We start from the raw sequence: 20,499 nt of genomic DNA on the forward strand, positions 1-20,499 counted from the left end.
GCTAGCTTCCGGGGCATGACCCATGACTACCTGATCATTGGTGCGGGGCCCGCCGGACTGCAACTCGCCGCCTTCCTGGAGCGGGACGGCGCGGACTACGTCCTGCTGGAGCGCGGCAGTGGTCCGGGCACGTTCTTCCACCGGTTCCCCCGGCACCGCTATCTGATCTCCAACAACAAGGTGCACACGGGGTACGACGATCCGGAGCTGCGGCTGCGGATGGACTGGAACTCCCTGCTGAGCGACGACCCGGAGCTGCTGTTCACCCGGTACAGCCGCCGCTACTTCCCGGCGGCCGACGATCTCGTGCGCTACCTGTCGGACTTCGCCTCCCGGACCGGGGTGCGCGTGCGGTACGACACCACCGTCGAGAAGATCTCCCGCGACGGCGAGGGCTTCACCGTCACCGACCACACGGGTAAGGCGTGGCGCGCACGGCGTCTGGTGGTCGCCACCGGGGTGCCCGTGCCGAACCTGCCGTCGTTCCCGGGCGCCGAACTGGCCGAGCGCTACGACACGATCGACACCGATCCGGAGTCCTACACCGATCAGCGGGTGCTCATCGTCGGCCGGGGCAACTCCGCGTTCGAGACGGCCGAGAACCTGATGGAGACCGCGGCGGTCATTCACGTCGTCGGCTCGGGTTCGCTGAAGATGGCCTGGCGGACGCACTATGTGGGACACCTGCGCGCGGTCTACAACAACTTCCTGGACAGTTACCAGTTGAAGTCGCAGAACGCCCTCCTCGACGGCCGGGTGCTCGCCATCAGGAAGGAGCAGGACGGTTTCCATGTGCCGGTCTCCTTCCAGCGGGTCAACGAGGTGGTCAAGGAGATCCGCTACGACCGGGTGATCCTCGCGACCGGCTTCCGGTTCGACGGCTCGATCTTCGACGACACCTGCGCCCCTGACGTGATCATCGACGGCCGTTTCCCGGAGCTGACACCGCTCGGCGAGTCGGTCAACGTGCCGGGCCTGTACTTCGCGGGGACGCTGATGCAGGGCCGTGACTTCAGAAAGTCCACCACCGGCTTCATCCACGGCTTCCGCTACGCGGTGCGGGCACTGCACCGCGGGCTGCGGCAGCACCACGACGGGGTGCCCTGGCCGACGACGGTGCTCGGGGACTCCATGGAGCGTGCCGTCGACGCGGTGATCGCCCGCGTCAACCGGTCCTCCGCGCTGTGGCAGCAGTTCGCCGTCCTCGGCGACCTGCTGCTCCTCGCCCCGGACGGCACGCTGCGCTACGCCGAGGAGGTGCCCGTCGGCCATGTGCCGGGCGCCGTGCGCGCCGGGGACTTCGGCGAGGTGGAGGCCTACGCGGTGATCACCCTGGAGTACGGGGAGGACCACGACCGGGTGGACCCCTTCGACGTCACCGCGGGACGCAAGTCCCAGCAGGACGTGTCGGGCCTGGACGGACGGTATCTGCATCCGGTCGTCCGCTGGTACCGGGACGGCGAGTTCGTCGCCGAGCACCACCTCACCGAGAACCTGGAGAACGAGTGGGACAGCGAGGAGGTCCACCGCGCCCCGCTGGACGCCTTCCTCACCGCGCACCGGAGCCCGGCCACCCCGGTGGCGCCGTGACCCTCCGGGAACTGCGCCACAGAGCACGGAAGGTACTGGGTCCGATTCCCTACGACTACGTGGCGGGCGGCGCGGGCGAGGAACGCGTCCTCGCCGACAACGAGAAGGCATTCGACCGGTACGCGCTGCTGCCGAGGGTGCTGAGCGGCAGCGAGACGCGGGACACCGCCGTCGATCTGCCGGGCGCCCGGCAGGCGGCACCGGTGCTCGTCGCACCCACCGCCTTCCACCGGCTGGTGCACCGGGACGGCGAGCGGGCCACGGCCCGTGCCGCCGCGGCCGAGGGTGCCGTCCTGGTGACGGGGACGGCCGCGACCACCGCGGTCCTCGACGTCGTCGCCGCGGCGCGCGAAGCGGCACCCCAGCCGACCGTGTGGTTCCAGTTGTATCTGCACCCCCGCGGGGAGGTCACCCGGGCGCTCGTGGGGCGCGCCGAGGAAGCGGGCTGCACCGCGCTGGTGGTCACCGTCGACTCGCCGGTGTTCGGGCGGCACACCAGAGACCTGCGCAACGGGTTCACGGATCTGCCGCCCGGGTTCGCCGCGGAGAACATGCGCGGCCTGCCCGGCGCCGGACCGGACGCGCTCACCCCCATCCCCATGTCCCCGTCTGTCCGCTGGCCGGACCTCGCCGAGGCTGTGCGCGGCACCTCACTTCCCGTTCTGGTCAAGGGAGTTCTGCATCCTGACGACGCGAAGCTGGCCGTCGAGCACGGTGCGGCCGGGGTGATCGTCTCCAACCATGGGGGCCGCCAGTGCGACGCGGTCCCGGCCGCCGTTGACTGCCTGCCCGCCGTCACCGAGGCGGTCGCGGGCCGGGTGCCGGTCCTGCTCGACGGAGGGGTGCGCCGGGGCAGCGATGTCGCGGTGGCGCTCGCGCTGGGCGCGAGCGCCGTCGGCGTGGGACGCCCGGTGGTGTGGGGTCTGGCCGCCGAGGGGGAGGCGGGGGTACGGCGGGTCCTCGCGACACTGCGCGACGAGTACGACCACACGCTCGCCCTGTGCGGCGGGCGCCGGAACGCCGATCTGACGGCCGACATGGTCGTACGGAACGGCGGGGCGGGGGCGCGGTGACGGGCAGGGCGAGGACGCGGGAGTGGTGGCTGCCGCGCGCCGTGGTGGCACTGCGCGTACGCATCTTCGAGAAGGTCAACGGCGACCGTGTGGTGACCCTGCCCAACGCCACCCACGGCCCCGAGGTGTTCGAGCGGGTCTACGCCCACCCGTCGGCGGACGGGCGGAGCGAGGGCGCTGGGCTGTCCGACCTGTTCTGGTACTGGCTGGCGCCGGGGCCCGAGGTGCACCAGGAGCACCTGGAGCCAGGCGAACGCTACGAGGACGTGGCCGCGACGACGCGGAGCGTCCTCGCCGGGAACTCGGCCGATCTCACGGCGGCGGCCACCCGCGCCGTCGCCGGTGCGCTGGACGCGCTGCCGGACACGCGGATCAGCCTCGTACGGCTGCGGGACCTGGTGATGCCCGCGTGGGCCGAGTTCTGCTACGAGCTGGTCTTCCAGGAGCGGTGCCCGCCGCATGCCAGGGACCTGATCACCGCGCACGCCGATGACGTGGTCACAGCGCTGAAGTGCACCGGCCTGCGCCACCCACGGCGCCGGGCCCGGCTCACCGCCTATCTGCGGGACCGCGTCGAGGCAGGCCACGTACCGCACCGGCTGCCCGCTTCCCTGTCGCTGCCGGAGCAGGTGCACTATCTGCAAGGGACCCTCTTCAACACGGCGGTCGTGCAGCTCTCCGAGGCGACCGCGCACGTACTGTTCGCCCTCGCCCACCACCCGCGGGTGCAGCAGCGCCTGGCCGCGGATCCGGAGGACGACCGGTATCTGACGCGGGTGCTCGACGAGACGATGCGGCTGTACCCGCTGTTCGGCATCGCCCACCGCATCACCACGGGTGACATCCCGCTCGACGAAGCGACGGTGCTGCCGGCCGGGTCCGTGGTGTGCTTCAGCTACCCCGACTACCACGCCACCGGATACGAACGGCCCGACGTGTTCGACCCGGACCGCTGGACCCGCCTGACCGCCAAGGACGCCCACCACATCCCGTACGGCATGGCGGCGAACCGTCCCTGTCCGGCCTGGCGGATCTCGCCGCTCGTGCTGCGCGCCGCGGTACGCGAGGTGCTGGCCCGGTTCCGGCTGGACACGACGGCCGCGCACACCCGCTCCATTCCGCACCGGGCGCCGTGCCTCCTGATCCCGCGCGGCCTGAACCCCGCGCCCCGCCGTCTGAACGCGTTGCGGACCTTCGTCCGGCTGCGGGACGGGGTGGAGGACGTCACCCGGGGCGTACGCCAGTTGGTGCTCGGCACGGTCATGGTCCTGCATGCCCGCCGACGGCGCCCGGCGGCACGGTACTTCGACGAACAACAGCGGGCCGGACGCTGTCCGGTCCCCCACCCCGGAAGAGGGAACGGATGACACGCACGGAGCACCACCCCACGTTCGTCCCGGCGCGTCAGCTCTTCTCCAGAGCGGAGAACTGACCGTGCCCGCGCAATCAGCTTCGCTGATACCCCGGCCCTGGATGTTCTGGACCGGCGTCGCCCTCACGAGCGCCGGCGTCGGCCAGCACGTGTGGATGTTCGTCGACTCCGCGTCCATGGGATTCCACATGGCCATGGGGGGGATGTCGGAGGTGATGTGGGCCGCCATGGCCGCCATCGTCGTGGGCGTGGTGATCTCCGGGTTCGCGGTCGTGCAGCCTCCTGGAGCGGGTCCCGCGGCCACCGCGGCCCCGGCCGGGACGAGCCGGGCGAGCCGGCACGGTCTCATCGCGGTTCTGAGCTTCGCGCTGATGGTGGACCAGATGAAACCCGCCACTCTGGCGTTCATCCAGCCCGGCATGCGTACCGAGTTCCACCTCAGCGCCGCCGAGGTCTCGTGGCTGCCCACGGTGGCGCTCAGCGGCACCGTACTGGGATCGCTTCTGGGGGGCCGTGCCGCCGACCGTATCGGGCGCAGGGCCACGATCCTCATCGCGTCCCTTCTCTTCCTCGGCACGACGGTGTGCGGCGCCATGCCGACCTTCAGCGGCGTCCTGGTCATGTGCGCCCTGATGGGGACAGCGGCCGGAGGCATGCTGCCCGTCGTCTACGCCCTGATGACCGAGAGTCTGCCGCCCGGCCGGCGCGCGGGCATCATGGTGCTCCAGGCCGGGCTCACCACCACCGGCGGCTACATGGCGGCCGCCGGACTGGCCGCCGTGCTGGTCCCGCTGAGCGGGTGGCGCGTTCTGTGGTTCGCACAGCTCCCGCTGGTCCTGATCCTGATCGGACTGAACCGGTGGATTCCGGAATCGGCCGCCTTCACAGCGCAGCAGGCACAGCCGGGACGCGTCCCCGCCGCCACCCTGTTCAAGCGCCCTCAGACGGTCAAGACACTGGTCGTCAGCGGTTACGCACTCGCCTGGGGCCTCGTCTACTGGGGTTTCATCACCTTCCTGCCCAGCCAGTTGGAGGCATCGGGCGGAAAGGGCATGTCCGCCGCCACGCTGCTGTTCATCTCGTCGCTGTTGTCCGTCCCCACCTGCGTCGTGGCCGCGTGGCTCTACATGCGCTGGTCGGCGAAGGGCACGATGGTCGTGTACGCGGCCCTCACCGTCGCCGCGCTGCTCACTCTGGCCGTCGTCGGGATGGACGGCAGCCGTCCCGTCCTCCTGACCGCCGTGATGCTCCTGTTCGCCGGAACCGCCGGCGTCATCGCGCTCATCGGCCCCTATACCGCCGAGGTCTACCCCGTGGCCATCCGGGGGACCGCCGGCGGCTGGGCCGCGGCGGTCGGCAAATCGGGGGGAGCCTTCGGGCCCCCTCTCATCGCGCTGGTCCTCTCCGCGCCGGGAGGCATGCGGACCGCAGCGGTGCTCGTCGCTCTCCCCACGGCCGTGGCGGGGGCGGCCGTCGCCCTCCGCGGGAGCGACCCGCAGTCCACTGCCCAGCATGACGACGACGCCACGCTGGACGCCGAGCTCGACGACCTGGTACGCGGCGAAGCCGTCCCCGCCGCCGAGAAGGCCGAGCCCGCGACGCCCGCGACGCCCGCGCCGGACAAGGAGGGCACGGTGCCATGAGGCGGCGGCGTCGATGGCATCGCCCCGCGCGGCGGGGCCCGTACCGCTAGTCTCCGGCCGCGAGACGCCGCTTGTCGGGTTTCCCCGCGGCCGTGAGCGGTACCTCGCCGATGAGGGTGAGCCGGGTCGGAGCGCATGCCTCGCCCAGGTCCGCCGCCACCAGCGCGCGCAGTTCGCCGAGGTCCGGGGTACGACCGGCCGAGGGTACGACGAAGGCGTGGACGGCCTCGCCCGTACTGTCGTCGGGCACGGCGACGACGTACGCCTCGGCCACCGAGGGATGGACGGCGAGCAGCCGCTCGACGGGTCCGGCGTAGTACACGTTGGCGTCGACGATGATCACATCACGGGCCCGTCCCGTGAGCCACAGCCGCCCCGACGCGTCGAGACGGCCGAGGTCGCGGGTGCGCACCCACCCGTCGGAGAACACCTCAGCCGTGAGGGCGGGCTCCCGCCAGTAGCCGGAGCACTGCGCGGGGGTACGGACGAAGAGTTCGCCCTCGGTCCCCTGCTGGACCGGGCGGCCGGAGGCGTCGCGGATCTCCAGCTCGACGGGCGGAACCCCGAGGGAGCCCGGCGGCTCCCCGGGCGCTGCCATGGAGATCATGCCGGTCTCGGTCTGCCCGTAGCCGTGGAAGACGACCGGGCCGAGCGTCTCGACGGCCTCGCGCAGCCGTCCCGGCTCCAGCGGTGACCCGGACACCATCAGCGCGCGCAGGCCGCCGAGGTCCACCGGAGACTCGCGCTGGTCCGCCACGAGTTTCGTCAGCCGGGCCACCGTGACGACGCTCGCGGTCGCACGGTGCCGCACCAGGGCGTCGGGGAAGGCCGGCGGGTCGGCGGTGACCAGGGTGCCGCCCGCGGTGAGTGCCAGCAGCCCGTACTCCATCATCACCTGGCTGGCCAGGGTGCCGAACACCAGGAACCGGTCCAGGCGCCCGGCGAGCTGTCGGACGGCGGGCGGCCAGGCGTCAGGGCGGTGCGCCCAGCCCGCGGTCATCGCCGCGTAGGTCTGCGCGCACGCCTTGGGGACGCCGGTGCTGCCGCTGGTGTGCAGGAGCCGGGCGACGTCCTCGGGCCGCGCCAGGACCCGTGCCCGTACGCCGTCGTCCTCCGCCGACAACAGGCCGTCGAGCGCGAGGACGGTCCCGGTCCGGGCCCCGGTTCCCGCCCCGGTCCCGGTCTCGCGGGTGCCGAGGCCGTCGGGCCGGTCGGTGATCCACACTCCGGCGTCCCGCAGGAGGTGCTCCCGCTGCGGCCCGGTCAGGCCGGGCCGCAGCCCGACGACACGGGCCCCGACGACGTGCGCCGCGATGATCGCGGCGAACGCGCCGGGGCTCACCCCCAGCAGCATGGCGACGCCGTCGCCGGGCCCGACACCGTGCTGCCGCAGGCCGTTCACCGCGCGCCGCACCATGCCGAGGAGCCGGGCTCCCGAGACTTCCTGGTCGGCGTGCTCGAAGACCGTACGGTCGCCCGCCGCTTCGAGGAGGTCGAGTACGGGGCCGGGGAAGGGCTCAGCCAAGGCTCTTCCTCACGAACGCGGTGAGCGGCTGCCGGTGGACCGCCGGCAGGTTCCAGTCGTTCTCCAGGTTCTCCGCGAGGTGGTGTGTCCCGGCGAGTACGCCGTCCCGGTAGTGGCGGACGACGGGATGCAGGTACGTGGAGTCCATGGCGTGGTCGACGTCGTTCTCGAGCACGCGCGGGACACCCACGTCGAACGGGTCGGTCCGGTCGTGTTCGGCTCCGTACTCCAGGTCGACGACGAACCGGTGCGCGGCGGGCCCGAGGCCGCCGTCGGTGACGTAGTCGAGCGGTACCTCCTCCTGGTACACGGCACGGTCGCCGTCCGCACCGTCCACGTCGTCCACACCGTCGACGGTGACCACGTCGCCGAGGAACCCGAACTGCTGCCACAGGGCCGACGAGCGGTTGACACGGCCGATGACGGCGTCGGCGATCGCCTCCGGTGTCGCGGCGAGCGTCCGCGCCGGCCAGGGGGTGTCGGAATGGCGGGCGCCCAGGATGCGGTGCAGGGCACGCGTCGCGTAGCGGAACCCGTGGATGAAGCCATTGGTGGACTTCTTGAAGTCCCGCTGCTGCGTCAGGGTTCCGGCGAAGTACAGGTCCGGTACGTTGACCGACTCGAAGGACGAGGTCTGCTCGGGGAACCGGTCGTTGATGACGAGCGCGGGGCGGCAGGTCTCGTCGAAGACGGACGCGTCGAAGCCGAAGCCGGTGCAGGCGATGATCCGGTCGTAGTGCAGTTCGCGCAGCGGTTCCGTGGTCCGCGCGTAGCGGAGCATCACCCGGAAGCCGCCGTCGTCGGCCTTCTCGATGCTCTCCACGGTGCCGTCGAGCACCGCGTTCTGCGACTTGAGCTGGTAGGTGTCCAGGAAGTTGTTGTTCACCGCGCGCAGATGCCCGAGGTAGTGGGTCTTCCAGGCGAATCTGACGGAGTGCGGGCCTGCGACGTGGATCACCGCGGCCTTCTCCACGAGACCGTCGGCGGTTTCGAACGCGGAGTTCCCCTTGCCGATGACCAGCACCCGCTGGTCGGTGAAGGACGCCGGGTCGGTGTCGAAGGTGTCGTAGCGCTCGGCGAGTTCGATGCCGGGGATGGGCGGCTCATAGAGCCGGGAGACGCCGGTCGCCACGACGAGCCGCCTGGCCTGCCAGGTGCGTCCGTCGTCGTCGAGGACGGTGAAGACGCCGTCAGCGCGGGAGACCCTTACGACATCGGTCCCGTACTCGACGCGCACGCCGCTGCGTGCCGCGAAGTCGGCCAGATAGCGCACCAGGTCGTCCGCCAGCGGGAAGTAGCGCTCGCTGTACCGGGTGAAGAGCAGCTCCGGGTCGTCGCTGAGCAGCGAGTTCCAGTCCATGCGCAGCTTGAGTTCCGGGTCCGTGAAACCCGTGTGCACCTTGTTGATCGATATCAGCCGCCGATGGCGGGGGTACCGGGTGAAGAACGTCCCCGGTCCGCTCCCCCGCTCCAGGACGGTGTAGTCGCGCCCGTCGCGTTCCAGCAGAGCGGCGAGTTGTAGTCCGGCCGGACCGGCCCCGATGATGAGATAGTCGCGCACCATGGGCGGGACGGTAGTGACACGAAATCAGAGGGCTCTGAGATTCGGTGGCGTACCGCACTGCTGGGCCCGTCTCCTCCGATGGTCGGGGCACAAGCCCACCACGGCGGACGAAAGGGGCCGCGGACCGGGAACATCCGGCCCGGCCGGCGCGGTTGCACCGGCCGGGAGGCGCGGCACGACCACCGCGCACCCGGACCAGACACGTTTCCGCAGGAGGACCCTTCCATGACCGACAGGCCCTTGACACTCATGGCTGTGCACGCCCACCCCGACGACGAGGCCACCAGTACCGGAGGGGTCCTCGCGCGGTACGCGGCGGAGGGCATCCGCACGGTTCTCGTGACGTGTACCGACGGCGGTTGCGGTGACGGGCATGGAGGCGTCAAGCCAGGCGAACCCGGGCACGATCCGGCGGCCGTCGCCCTGATGCGCCGTCAAGAGCTCAAGGAGAGCTGCGAGGTCCTGAAGATCAGCGCACTGGAGACGCTGGACTACGCCGACTCCGGCATGATCGGCTGGCCGAGCAACGACGCCCCCGACTCCTTCTGGCAGACCCCCGTGGAGGAGGGCGCCGCCCGACTCGCGGAACTCATGCTGCGCTACCGCCCCGATGTGGTCGTCACCTACGACGAGAACGGCTTCTACGGCCACCCCGACCACATCCAGGCCCACCGCATCACGATGGCGGCGCTGGAGATGACCGAGCTGACACCGAAGGTGTACTGGACGACGATGCCCCACTCGGGAATGCGGCGGTTCGGCGAGATCATGCGCGAGTTCCACGAGGACATGCCGGAGCCGGACCCCGCCGAGACCGCCGCGCTGGCCGAGATCGGCCTCCCCGACGAAGAGATCACCACGTGGGTGGACACCACCCCGTTCAGCGACCAGAAGTTCGACTCGCTGGCCGCGCACGCCAGTCAGGGCGAGAACATCTTCTTCCTGAAGATGGGCAAGGAGCGGTTCGGCGAGTTGATGGGCATGGAGACCTTCGTACGCGTCAAGGACGCCACCGGCGCGCCCGTGCCCGAGAACGATCTCTTCGCCGGATTGCGCTGATCCGCCGCTGGACGGTGGTGAACGCTGTCCTCAGCGGTCTCACCGGACAACAGTAGTTTCCCATGTGGCGGCTGACGGCATTTCCGCCATCGGCCGCCACTCCTGACTCGTTGACGACGACCCGGCGCGTCGCTACGTTGCGCATCGACCCTTTCGAATTTTCGGCAGCAGTTCGATATCTCGAACGTGGGAGCGCTTCCAAACGATCGCACCCACCGACGATTCCCGCTCCAGCGCTCCTAGGTCCGGTCCGTCCCTGGGAGCACCGGCACAGACCAGCTCCAACTCCACCTGCTGAACACCCGACAACCGCAGTGCACCTCCCGCCCCGGGGCGAGCGAGACCCGTGGGACGGGCGCGGCGGAAGGAGCGGTAATGCTTACCCGATCGCGAAGGCGACTGGTCCGCCTGCTCGCGGTGGCGGCAGCGGTGCTGACGTTGTCCGCCACGGCGCCGTACCAGCCGGTGGCCGCGGCCGTGGCCGCGCCCGGCAGTCCGGCCCTCGCCCCGCCGCTGGGCTGGAACAGTTGGAACAGCTTCGGCTGCGACGTCGACGAGGCCGCAGTGCGCCAGGCGGCGGACGCGATGGTCGGCTCGGGCATGCGGGACGCCGGCTACGAGTACGTGGTGGTCGACGACTGCTGGTTCGACCCGCAGCGCGACGCCCAGGGCAACCTGCGCGCGCACCCGGACAAGTTCCCCAGCGGTATGAAGGCGCTGGGCGACTACATCCACAGCCGCGGCCTGAAGTTCGGCATCTACCAGGTGCCCACCGAGCGCACCTGCGCCCAGCGCGTCGGCACCTTCCCCGGTTCGACGGGCAGCATGGGGCACGAGGCCCAGGACGCCCGCACCTTCGCCTCCTGGGGCGTGGACTACCTCAAGTACGACTGGTGCTCCCCCTCCGGCACCCGCGAGGAGCAGGTCGCCCGCTTCTCCCTGATGCGGGACGCCCTGCGGGCCACCGGCCGGCCCATCGTCTACAGCATCAACCCCAACAGCTTCCACACGCCCACCGGCGCCACGTACAACTGGGGCCAGGTCGCCGACCTGTGGCGCACCACCGAGGACCTGCTCGACATCTGGCAGAACGGCAACGTCAACAGCTACCCGATGGGCGTGGGCAACGTCGTCGACGTCAACGCCCCGCTCGCCGCGCAGGCCGGGCCCGGCCACTGGAACGACCCGGACATGCTGGTCGTGGGCAGGCCGGGGCTGACGACGACCGAGTCCCGGTCGCACTTCACGCTGTGGGCGCTGATGGCCGCACCGCTGATGGCGGGCAACGACATCCGCACGATGTCCGCCGACGTCAGCGCGATCCTGCGCAACCAGCGGCTGCTGACGGTGAACCAGGACCCACTGGGCGCGGGCGGCCGACGGGTGCGCGACGACGGCGCCACCGAGGTGTTCGCCAAGCCGTTGTCCGACGGCTCGGTAGCCGTCGGTCTGTTCAACCGCGGCGGGAGCACCGCCACGCTCAGCACCTCGGCCGAGCAGATCGGCCTCACCGGCGGCCCCTTCTCCCTCACCGACCTGTGGACCGGCGCCACGTCGACCACGGGCGGCCAGATCACCGCGAGCGTACCGGCACACGGCGTGACGGCGTTCCGGGTGACCGGCGGCACCCCGCTCGCCGCCGAGACCTCCCGTATCCGCGGCACCGGCTCCGGCCGCTGCCTGGACGTCGACAACTCTTCCACCGCTGCCGGGGCCGCCGTCCTGATCTGGGACTGCCACACCGCCGCCAACCAGTCGTGGACCACCTGGGCGGGCGGCGAGATCCGCGTCTACGGCGACAAGTGCCTGGACGCCGAGAACCAGGGGACCGCCAACGGCACCCGCGTGGTCACCTGGCCGTGCAACGGACAGGCCAACCAGAAGTGGACCCTCGCCGCCGACGGGTCCATCCGCAACGTCCACGCCGGGCTGTGCCTCGACGTCGACGGCGCGGCCACCGCGAACGGCTCGCGGCTCATCCTGTGGACGTGCAATGGACAGGCCAACCAGCGGTGGACCCGTAGCTGACCCCGACATGACCGAGGAGGCCGACCCCCGTGCCCGACCCGCTGAATCCCTGGAGCCGCCGGAGGACGCTCACGGCCGCCACCGGCCTGGCCGCCGCGGCGGCGCTGCCCGCGGCACCCGTCGCGCAGGCCGCGCACGCCGCGCAGGCCCAGCAAGCGACGTACACGAACCCCGTACTGTGGCAGGACTTCGCGGACATCGACGTCATCCGCGTCGGCGACACCTACTACTACTCCGCGTCGACGATGCACTACTCGCCGGGCGCCCCGATCCTCCGCTCCTACGACCTGGTCAACTGGGAGTTCGCCGGCCACTCGGTGCCGGTGCTCGACTTCGGCGACAAGTACGACCTGAACGGCGGCCGGGGCTACGTCCGCGGCATCTGGGCGTCGTCCCTGGGCTACCGGAACAGCAACCGCACCTTCTACTGGATCGGGCAGATCGACTTCGCCCGTACGTACCTCTACACCGCCCCGTCGGCGGAGGGGCCCTGGAACCGGCACACTACGCTCAACAACGTCTACTTCGACGCCGGCCTGCTCTTCGACGACGACGACACGCCGTACGTGGCGTACGGCAACACCGCCATCCACGTCGCCCAGCTCTCGCCGGACGCCCGTACCCAGGTCCGCTCCCAGCAGGTGTTCACCACCCCGTCGAGCGTCGGCGTCCTGGAAGGGGCCCGCTTCTACAAGATCAACGGGAATTACTACATCTTCCTCACCCGCCCGGCCAACGGCCAGTACATCCTGAAGTCCACGTCCGGCCCTTTCGGCCCGTACCAGATGCGGCAGGTGCTGCTCGATCTTCCCGGACCGATCTCCGGCGGCGGAGTGCCGCACCAGGGCGGGCTGGTCAGCACTCCGAACGGCCAGTGGCACTACCTGGCCTTCATCGACGCCTACCCCGGCGGACGCGTCCCCGCGCTCGCCCCGATCACCTGGACGTGGGACGGCTGGCCCACCCTCCAGCTCGTGAACGGCGCCTGGGGCCAGTCGTACGCCGCGCCGCTGCCGCCGCGCCCGGTCGCGCCGATGACCGGCGTCGACACCTTCCAAGGCACCCGGCTCGGCCCTCGGTGGGAGTGGAACCACAACCCCGACACCGGCAGGTTCACGGTCGGCGACGGACTGACCCTGCGCACCGCGACGGTGACCGGCGACCTCTACGCCGCCCGTAACACCCTCACCCACCGCATCCAGGGTCCCGCCTCCACCGCCACCATCGAGCTGGACTTCGCCCAGATGGCCGACGGCGACCGGGCGGGTCTCGCCATGCTGCGCGACTCCTCCGCCTGGATCGGCCTCAAGCGCGACGGAGGTACGACGCGCGTGGCGATGGTCGACGGTCTGACCATGGACGACAACTGGAACACCACCGGCACCGGAACCGAGCGCGCGGGCGCGGGCTTCGCGGGCAGCCGGATCTGGCTGCGCGTCCACGCCGACATCAGGCCCGGCAGCGGCCGGCAGGCCGTGTTCTCCTACAGCACCGACGGCGGCAACTTCAGCCGGCTCGGCCCCGCCTTCACCCTCAAGAACGCCTGGCAGTTCTTCATGGGCTACCGCTACGCCGTCTTCAACCATGCCACCCGGGCGCTGGGAGGCAGCGTCCGGGTGGCACGGTTCGAGCTGACCACGCCCTGACCGTCCCGCGTACCGGACTGGTGCGGTTCAGAGTGGTCCCGAGCGCGGGCGCGGGCGCGGCGATCCTGCCCGCCGCGCTCGCACACCTCACGGCGGCCGGCCCGCAGATCACGGGTCACCCGAGCGGTCGCTTCGACCGCTCGGTGAGGCCGGACCGCGCACCCGCGGTCGGCACGCGTCACCCCAGAAACGACAACCGCACCTTGCGGTCCGGGTTGTCACCGTTCGTGTCGACCAGGCACACCGACTGCCACGTCCCCAGTTCCAGCCGCCCCGCGATCACGGGGAGCGTCGCGTGCGGGGGTACGAGGGCGGGGAGGACGTGGTCGCGGCCGTGGCCCGGGCTGCCGTGGCGGTGGCGCCAGCGGTCGTCGGGCGGGAGCAGGTCACGCAGTGCGGCGAGGAGGTCGTCGTCGCTGCCCGCGCCGGTCTCCAGGATGGCGATCCCGGCGGTGGCGTGCGGGACGAAGACGTTGAGGAGCCCGTCGCGACCGCCCGCCGCCTGCCCGAGGAAGGCTTCGCACTCGCGGGTCAGGTCGGCGACGGTCTCCCCCGAGCCGGTGGTGACGTGCAGGACGTGGGTCTGAAGTGCGTCGGTCATGTCGTCATCCTCCCCTCCGGCACGCGCCTGCGGCTCCCCGCCCGCCGGGAAGGTTCGGCGCGTCCGGGTGGTTCGTAGAAATATGAACAATGTTGCGGTCGTGGTCATCGGCGCCGGACAGGCCGGTCTCTCCAGCGCGTACCACCTGCGCCGCGCCGGATACGTGCCGGGCCGCGACTTCGTCGTACTGGACCACTCACCGCGCCCCGGCGGCGCCTGGCAGTTCCGCTGGCCGACGCTGACCTACGGCAGGGTGCACGGCATGCACGCCCTGCCCGGCATGGAGCTGACCGGCGCGGACCCCTCGCGTCCGTCCTCCGAGGTGATCGGGGACTATTTCGACGCCTACGAGCACGCCTTCGCGCTCCCCGTGCTGCGCCCCGTCGATGTGCGCGCCGTGCGCGAGAGCGGGGACGGGGACGGTCGGCTGCGTGTGGAGACCTCGGCCGGTACGTGGTCGGCGCGCGCCGTGATCAGCGCGACGGGCACCTGGGACCGCCCCTTCTGGCCCCGCTTCCCCGGTCAGGGAGACTTCCTCGGCCGACAACTGCACACCGCGGGCTACCCAGGGCCCGACTCCCCGCTGTTCCGGGACCGCCGCGTGGTGGTCGTCGGGGGCGGCACCTCGGCGGTGCAGCACCTGCTGGAGATCTCCGAGGTGGCCGCTTCGACGGCCTGGGTGACGCGCCGCCCGCCCGTCTTCCGCGAGGGTCCCTTCGACGAGGACCAGGGGCGCGCCGCCGTGGCCATGGTCGAGGAGCGGGTGCGGGACGGGCTGCCGCCGCGCAGTGTCGTGTCGGTGACCGGGCTGCCGATGACCGAGGCGATGCGCCGCGCGCGAGAGGCGGGGGTCCTGGAGCGGCTGCCGATGTTCGAGCGGATCACCGCGGACGGGGTCGAGTGGGCCGATGGACGACACATGGCAGCCGACACCCTGCTGTGGGCCACGGGCTTCCGCCCCGTCGTCGGCCACCTCGCACCCCTGCGGCTGCGCGAGCCGGGCGGCGGCATCCGCCTGGACGGGACGCGCGCGGTGCGCGATCCCCGCGTCCACCTGGTCGGCTACGGCCCCTCGGCCAGCACCATCGGCGCCAACAGAGCGGGCCGCGCGGCCGTGCGCGCGGTGCGGGAACTCCTCGACGGGGGCACGGGTACGGGTACGGGTACGGGTACGGGTACGGGTACGGGTACGAGCCCCGGTACGGGTACGGGCAGCGTCGCGCACACCGGCACGGTCACCCGTCCGCTCGCACGCGAGGCCGTACCGGAGTCCGTCGCCTGACGGCCGGACACACGTCGCCGACCGCTCAGCCCCTGCCGGACATGCTCGACTCGCGCACGACCAGCTCCGGCTGGAGCACGATGCGCTGGTGCTCGTGGGACTCCGCGCGCTCCCCCGTCTCCTCGATCAGCAGGTCAGCGGCTGCCCGCCCCATCCGGTACGCGGGCTGCCGTACGGAGGTCAGGGGCACGGCAGCGGCTGCGGCGAAGACGATGTCGTCGTACCCCACCAGCGCCACCTCGTCCGGCACACTCACCCCGGCCCCGTAGAGCGCCTGGAGCACACCCAGCGCCAGCAGATCGTTCGCACAGAACACCGCCGAAGGCCGCGGCGACATCCCCAGCAACCGCGCACCCGCGTCACGGCCCGCCGCCACATCAAGACGCTCCGCCTCGATGTGCCGCAGCGCGTCCTCCTCCGCCAGCCCCGCCTCGCGCAGCGCCGTGACCACTCCCGCGCGCCGGTCCTGGCACTGGTTGAGGTGCATCGGGCCGCTGACGTAGACGATGCCGTCGTGTCCGCGCTCCAGCAGGTGGCGGGCCGCGAGGGCGCCGCCCGCCACGTCGTCCACGGACACCGAGCAGCCCTCGGCGCTGGGCACGACCCGGTCGACGGAGACGTACGCGATGCCGTGCCGCTGGAACTCCGCGAGGTTGCCGCCGGTCGTGTCGGCGGGGGTGATGAGGACACCGCGCACGCGCTGCTCGGCGAAGAGGGAGAGGTAGTCGGCCTCCTCGACCGGGCTCTGCGCGCTGTTGCACAGCATCACTCCGAGCCCCGCCTCGCGCGCCGCGCGCTCGGCGCCCGTCGCCACGTCAACGAAGAACGGGTTGGCCATGTCCAGCACCAGCAGCGCGATGATCCGGCTGCGGCCCGCGCGCAACTGCCGCGCCGACTCGCTGCGCACATACCCCAACTGCTGGATCGCCGCCTGCACCCGGTCCCGGGTGTCCTCCGCCACCACCGCCGGGCGGTTGATCACGTTGGAGACCGTGCCGACCGACACTCCGGCCGCCCGTGCGACGTCTTTGATGCCTACCATGCTCGCCACGAGCGCTCATGCTACGCACAGGTCAGAGGCGCGGGCTCCGGAGGCTGGATTCGCGGACGACCAGTTCCGGCTGGAGCACGACGCGCTGGTGCTCATGGGACCCGGCGTCCTCGCCTGTCTCGGCGTTCTCGCCCGTCTCGGCGTCCTCGCCCGTCTCCTCGATGAGCAGGTCCGCGGCGATGCGGCCCATCCGCTGGGCCGGGCGGCGCACGGAGGTCAGGGGCACGGCAGCGGCGGCGGCGAACTCGATGTCGTCGTAGCCGACCAGTGCCACCTCGTCCGGCACACTCACCCCGGCCCCGTAGAGCGCCTGGAGCACACCCAGCGCCAGCAGATCGTTCGCACAGAACACCGCCGAAGGCCGCGGCGACATCCCCAGCAACCGCGCACCCGCATCCCGCCCCGCCGCCACGTCCAGCCGCTCCGCCTCGATGTGCCGCAGCCTCGCGCCGGTGCCCCGCAGCGCCCCGCGCGCGCCGAGGTGCCGGTCGCGGCACTGCGTCAGCCGCATGGAGCCGCTCACGTACGCGAGGTCGCCGTGCCCCTGGTCGAGGAGGTGCCGTACGGCGAGGGCGCCGCCCGCCACATCGTCGACGGAGACGGAGCACCCCTCGGCGCTGGGTACGACCCTGTCCACCGAGACGTACGCGATGCCGTGCCGCGCGAACCGGGCCAGATTGCGGCCCGTCATGTCGGCGGGGGTGACCAGCACGCCCCGTACCCGGTGTTCGGCGAAGAGGGACAGGTAGGTGGCCTCCTCGACCGGGCTCTGCGCGCTGTTGCACAGCATCACCCCAAGCCCTGTGGCCCGCGCCGCGCGCTCCGCGCCCATCGCCACGTCAACGAAGAACGGGTTGGCCATGTCCAGCACCAGCAGCGCGATGATCCGGCTGCGGCCCGCGCGCAACTGCCGCGCCGACTCGCTGCGCACATACCCCAGCTTCTCGATGGTGGACAGCACCCGCGCGCGGGTGTCGTCGGAGACCGACTCGGGGCGGTTGATCACGTTGGAGACCGTGCCGACCGACACCCCCGCGGCGCGTGCCACCTGCTTGATGCCCACCGCCTGACCCATCAGGCGACGGGCCCGGTGACCTCGGACAGCTCAAGGCCGGTCAGATCCGCGAGGGCGCGCAGCTCGGGCAGCAGATGCCCGGTGGCCAGCGCCCAGTGGTGGCCGACACCGCTGGCGCTCCAGGCGTCGGTCCACTCGCCGGGGTCGGTGTCGAAGTCGACGCGCGAGGTGGTGTTGCCGATCCGCAGCCGGGGCCCGTCGACGACCCGGCCCTGGGCCGCGACCAGCCGGTAGCGGCCCCCTCGGCCCTGACCCACTCCGACGAGGGTGACGGGCCCGTGCCGCACATCGAACTCGACGGACACGCCCCAGCCGCGCTTGCCGTGGTAGACGCCGAGCCCGCGCAGCAGCGGGCGTTCGTTGCTGATGGCGAGGTGGCCTGGCCCGTCGTGGCCCATCTCGACGACGCCCGCGTCGAAGTCGAGCGCCTGGAGTTCGGTGAAGGAGCCGCCCGCGCCGAGCCGGTCGCACATCAGCATGGCCAGCGAGGTGCGCAGCTCGTACTCCCCCGCCGCCGGGACGCCGCGTGCCGTCAGCAGTGAGGCGCCGAGGATCATCCCGGCGCCGAGGCGCTCGTGGACCTCCCCTCCGAGTCCGCGATGGTAGTACGCGAGGGAGTCCAGGCCGAAGTCGGCGACGAGGTGGTCGAGACCGACGGCGACCCGTGCCGCCCACGTCAGGTCGTCCTCGTCGACGGAGGGGTCGATGCCGAAGACCTCGCGGGTCTCGGCGAGTTTGGCCGCGGTCTCCGCCTGCGTGGCGCCCTCGGTCCGCACCCGCAGGTCGTCGAACTCCAGGACCTCCACGTGGCCGCCGAAGCTGCCGGGGACCATCGTCAGGTCGGTGGAGACGTCGTACATCCCCGGATAGAGGTGGCCCATCAGCCCGTGCCGCCCCTCGCGCAGCACGGCGCGGACACCGGCGGCGCGTATCCAGCGGCCGATGCGCTGCCAGGCCCGCTCGTCCTCCAGATGCCCGGAGACGGAGCGGAAGTCCACGCCGACGCGTTCGAAGGCGTTGGCCATCTCGGGCAGCGGGCAGGCGCCACAGTAGGCCAGCCACTGTCCGGTGTCGAAGGTGGCGTGGTCCATGGCCGCGGTGGGCTGGAGGTTGATCAGCAGGACGGGGGCGCCGCCGCGCTGGGCTATGGGCACCAGCATGGTCGCGGTCATGTAGGTGGTGAGGAAGCCGACGATGAGGTCGCAGTCCGCCTCGCGCAGCCGCGCCGCTGCCTCGGCGCCCTGCTCGGCGTCGGAGAGGAAGCCGACGTCGACGACCTCCGCGTCGAACTCCCGCAGCCGCTCCGCGACGCGCCGCGCGGACGCCTCCAGCTGGGGCAGCAGGCCGGGGAACTGGGGCCAGTAGGCGCCGAGTCCGCCCGCCACCAGGCCGATCCTGGGGCGGCGGGACACGGCGGGGACGCGGTTCGTCGTGTGCGCTCGCTCCGTCATGCGGGGTCGCTCCTCGGTCACTGGGGCAGGGCGAAGTCGGCGACGTGGATCGGCGAGGGTGTCGTCCCGCTGGAGCGCTCCTGGTAGAGGACGGAGAGCACACCGTCCCGCGCGAGCCGTGTCTCGTCGATGACGACCTCGCCGAAGGCGTTGAGCCCTCCGGAGCCGGTGCCGTCGTAGAGGGTCTTCCAGTCGGTCCAGTCGGACGCCTTGGAAGCGCCGACGACGCGTCCGTACGGCAGCACCGCGTAGGCGTTGTCGTAGCGGTCGAAGGCCAGCTTGGCGCGCTGGCTGGAGGCGAGGGGGACGCCGATCTCGGTCTTCTTCCACTTGCCGTCCGCCTCCCGGTGGAGGTGGAAGGGGTGTGCGTACGCGACGCGGTCCGCGACGTAGTCGCGCACGCACTGGGTGAAGCGTCCCGGCACATAGCTGATGAGGGCGTGCGGGGTGCCCGAGGAGTCAGTGGCCTGGTGCTCCTGGTTCATCAGTCCGTGGTCGGGCCCGAGGGGGTCGGCGACGGCCGAGGTGTCGCCGACGTCCACCGTGTCCCGGCCTCCGGTGGTGCCCACGACGCGCCCTTCCGCGTCCTTCCACGTACGGCCTCGGTCGGTGGAGCGCACATAGCCGGTGTCGTGGTTGCTGAGTCCGCCGGGCGCGCACATCACGGAGGCGTCGCCCTCGCGCCAGGTGTAGAAGGCGTGCAGGGTGCCGCGGCTGTCGTAGTCGATGCCGTGCAGGTACATGTTGCGGGTGGAGCTGCTGCCGTGCGCACTCGCGTACGTGCCGGATGCGCCGCTCCACGCGCCCAGCGCGGTCCACCGCCCGGTGGCCGCGTCGTACTCGGCGAGCGCGTTCACACCGTTGCCCGAGACGCCGGAGCGGTAGCTGAGCTGGAGGTTGCCCTCGGGGGTCGCGATGAACTGCGGATAGGTGAAGCGGCTGGTCAGCGTGAGCCCGCCGAGGGTCGTCGTGACGGGTCCGAAGGCGTCCGCGGTCCAGTCGTGCGCGGTGGGGTCGCCGAGCAGTCCGGCCCGCGAGGTCACGGAGAAGAAGCCGTCGGAGTGGGAGTCCATGATCAGGTGCAGTCTGCCGTCGGCGCGGGAGACACCCATGGAGATGACGTTGTGGGAGTCGTCGGCCTTGAGCTTGTGCGGGAGGCGGACGGTCCGCCATGTCCGCTCCCCCACCGCCCGGCGGGCGACGACGGCGGTGCGGTCCTCGGTGTACCAGGCCGCGTACTGGTGTCCCTGGTGGGTGAGGAGCCCGCTCTTCTGGAAGGAGTTGTTGTTGACGAGGCCGTCGTAGGAGACGAAGTAGAGGGCCTTGGCGTCGAGTTCGGTGTCGGCGGTCAGCCGTACGGAAGGGCCTGGCGCCGCCGTGTGTGCCGTGGTGCTCGCCGTGGTGTCCGCGCCGTCGGGTCCGGCGGAGACCCCGGCGAGCAGCAGCGGGCAGCAGACCAGCACGCGGAGGGCGCCGGTGCGCAGGGGGCGACCCGCGAACGGGAGGCGGGTCGCGCGGAGTTGACGTCTCGCTCTCATG

15 protein-coding genes are annotated in these 20,499 nt (G+C 71.6%); 8 read left to right on the top strand and 7 right to left on the bottom strand.

Annotated elements, in window-relative coordinates:
- The first annotated feature begins 15 nt into the window (after nt 1-15).
- The 4 genes from ACWGJ2_RS23865 to ACWGJ2_RS23880 all read left to right on the top strand — a co-directional run bounded on the left by ACWGJ2_RS23865 (nt 16) and on the right by ACWGJ2_RS23880 (nt 5,678).
- Nucleotides 16-1,590 (top strand): NAD(P)-binding domain-containing protein, encoded by a 1,575-nt coding sequence (locus ACWGJ2_RS23865; protein ID WP_453348224.1) that lies wholly within the window; start codon nt 16-18, stop codon nt 1,588-1,590.
- A complete protein-coding gene (locus ACWGJ2_RS23870) occupies nt 1,587-2,663 on the top strand; it encodes an alpha-hydroxy acid oxidase (protein ID WP_453348225.1) in 1,077 nt (358 codons plus the stop codon). The genes ACWGJ2_RS23865 and ACWGJ2_RS23870 overlap by 4 nt, the downstream gene beginning before the upstream one ends.
- Nucleotides 2,660-4,030: a cytochrome P450 gene (locus ACWGJ2_RS23875; RefSeq protein ID WP_453348226.1), complete on the top strand. Its 1,371-nt coding sequence runs from the start codon at nt 2,660-2,662 to the stop codon at nt 4,028-4,030. The genes ACWGJ2_RS23870 and ACWGJ2_RS23875 overlap by 4 nt, the downstream gene beginning before the upstream one ends.
- A 67-nt stretch (nt 4,031-4,097) precedes the next feature.
- On the top strand, nt 4,098-5,678 hold the full coding sequence (locus ACWGJ2_RS23880) for an MFS transporter (RefSeq protein WP_453348227.1): 1,581 nt from the start codon (nt 4,098-4,100) through the stop codon (nt 5,676-5,678).
- 46 nt (nt 5,679-5,724) lie between these two features.
- Here ACWGJ2_RS23880 and ACWGJ2_RS23885 read toward each other — a convergent pair whose 3' ends face one another.
- Both ACWGJ2_RS23885 and ACWGJ2_RS23890 read right to left on the bottom strand, forming a co-directional pair.
- Nucleotides 5,725-7,203, bottom strand: coding sequence for a class I adenylate-forming enzyme family protein (locus ACWGJ2_RS23885; protein WP_453348228.1), 1,479 nt, complete (start codon nt 7,201-7,203; stop codon nt 5,725-5,727).
- Nucleotides 7,196-8,767: an NAD(P)-binding domain-containing protein gene (locus ACWGJ2_RS23890; protein ID WP_453348229.1), complete on the bottom strand. Its 1,572-nt coding sequence runs from the start codon at nt 8,765-8,767 to the stop codon at nt 7,196-7,198. The genes ACWGJ2_RS23885 and ACWGJ2_RS23890 overlap by 8 nt, the downstream gene beginning before the upstream one ends.
- A gap of 225 nt (nt 8,768-8,992) precedes the next feature.
- On the opposite strand from ACWGJ2_RS23890, the gene ACWGJ2_RS23895 reads away from it, so the two are divergent.
- From ACWGJ2_RS23895 to ACWGJ2_RS23905, 3 genes are all read left to right on the top strand, one after another.
- Nucleotides 8,993-9,826: a PIG-L family deacetylase gene (locus ACWGJ2_RS23895; protein ID WP_453348230.1), complete on the top strand. Its 834-nt coding sequence runs from the start codon at nt 8,993-8,995 to the stop codon at nt 9,824-9,826.
- A gap of 375 nt (nt 9,827-10,201) precedes the next feature.
- Nucleotides 10,202-11,854, top strand: coding sequence for a glycoside hydrolase family 27 protein (locus ACWGJ2_RS23900; protein ID WP_453348231.1), 1,653 nt, complete (start codon nt 10,202-10,204; stop codon nt 11,852-11,854).
- Nucleotides 11,855-11,883: 29 nt separating this feature from the next.
- Nucleotides 11,884-13,500, top strand: a complete 1,617-nt coding sequence (locus tag ACWGJ2_RS23905) for a glycoside hydrolase family 43 protein (RefSeq protein ID WP_453348232.1) — start codon at nt 11,884-11,886, stop codon at nt 13,498-13,500.
- Nucleotides 13,501-13,678: 178 nt separating this feature from the next.
- Here ACWGJ2_RS23905 and ACWGJ2_RS23910 read toward each other — a convergent pair whose 3' ends face one another.
- Nucleotides 13,679-14,101: a secondary thiamine-phosphate synthase enzyme YjbQ gene (locus ACWGJ2_RS23910; RefSeq protein WP_453348233.1), complete on the bottom strand. Its 423-nt coding sequence runs from the start codon at nt 14,099-14,101 to the stop codon at nt 13,679-13,681.
- Nucleotides 14,102-14,183: 82 nt separating this feature from the next.
- Between ACWGJ2_RS23910 and ACWGJ2_RS23915 the strand changes: the two genes are divergently transcribed.
- Nucleotides 14,184-15,383 (top strand): NAD(P)-binding domain-containing protein, encoded by a 1,200-nt coding sequence (locus tag ACWGJ2_RS23915; RefSeq protein WP_453348234.1) that lies wholly within the window; start codon nt 14,184-14,186, stop codon nt 15,381-15,383.
- 25 nt (nt 15,384-15,408) lie between these two features.
- Here ACWGJ2_RS23915 and ACWGJ2_RS23920 read toward each other — a convergent pair whose 3' ends face one another.
- Genes ACWGJ2_RS23920 through ACWGJ2_RS23935 form a run of 4 tightly spaced genes read right to left on the bottom strand, consistent with a single transcriptional unit; the run spans nt 15,409 to nt 20,498 of the window.
- A complete protein-coding gene (locus ACWGJ2_RS23920) occupies nt 15,409-16,425 on the bottom strand; it encodes a LacI family DNA-binding transcriptional regulator (protein ID WP_453348285.1) in 1,017 nt (338 codons plus the stop codon).
- Between the two features lie 31 nt (nt 16,426-16,456).
- Nucleotides 16,457-17,509, bottom strand: coding sequence for a LacI family DNA-binding transcriptional regulator (locus tag ACWGJ2_RS23925; protein WP_453348235.1), 1,053 nt, complete (start codon nt 17,507-17,509; stop codon nt 16,457-16,459).
- Nucleotides 17,509-18,960: an arabinose isomerase gene (locus ACWGJ2_RS23930; RefSeq protein WP_453348236.1), complete on the bottom strand. Its 1,452-nt coding sequence runs from the start codon at nt 18,958-18,960 to the stop codon at nt 17,509-17,511. The genes ACWGJ2_RS23925 and ACWGJ2_RS23930 overlap by 1 nt, the downstream gene beginning before the upstream one ends.
- A gap of 17 nt (nt 18,961-18,977) precedes the next feature.
- Nucleotides 18,978-20,498, bottom strand: a complete 1,521-nt coding sequence (locus ACWGJ2_RS23935; RefSeq protein WP_453348237.1) for a BNR repeat-containing protein — start codon at nt 20,496-20,498, stop codon at nt 18,978-18,980.
- Nucleotide 20,499 lies beyond the last annotated feature (1 nt).

The organism is Streptomyces sp. NPDC054796 (assembly GCF_053611545.1).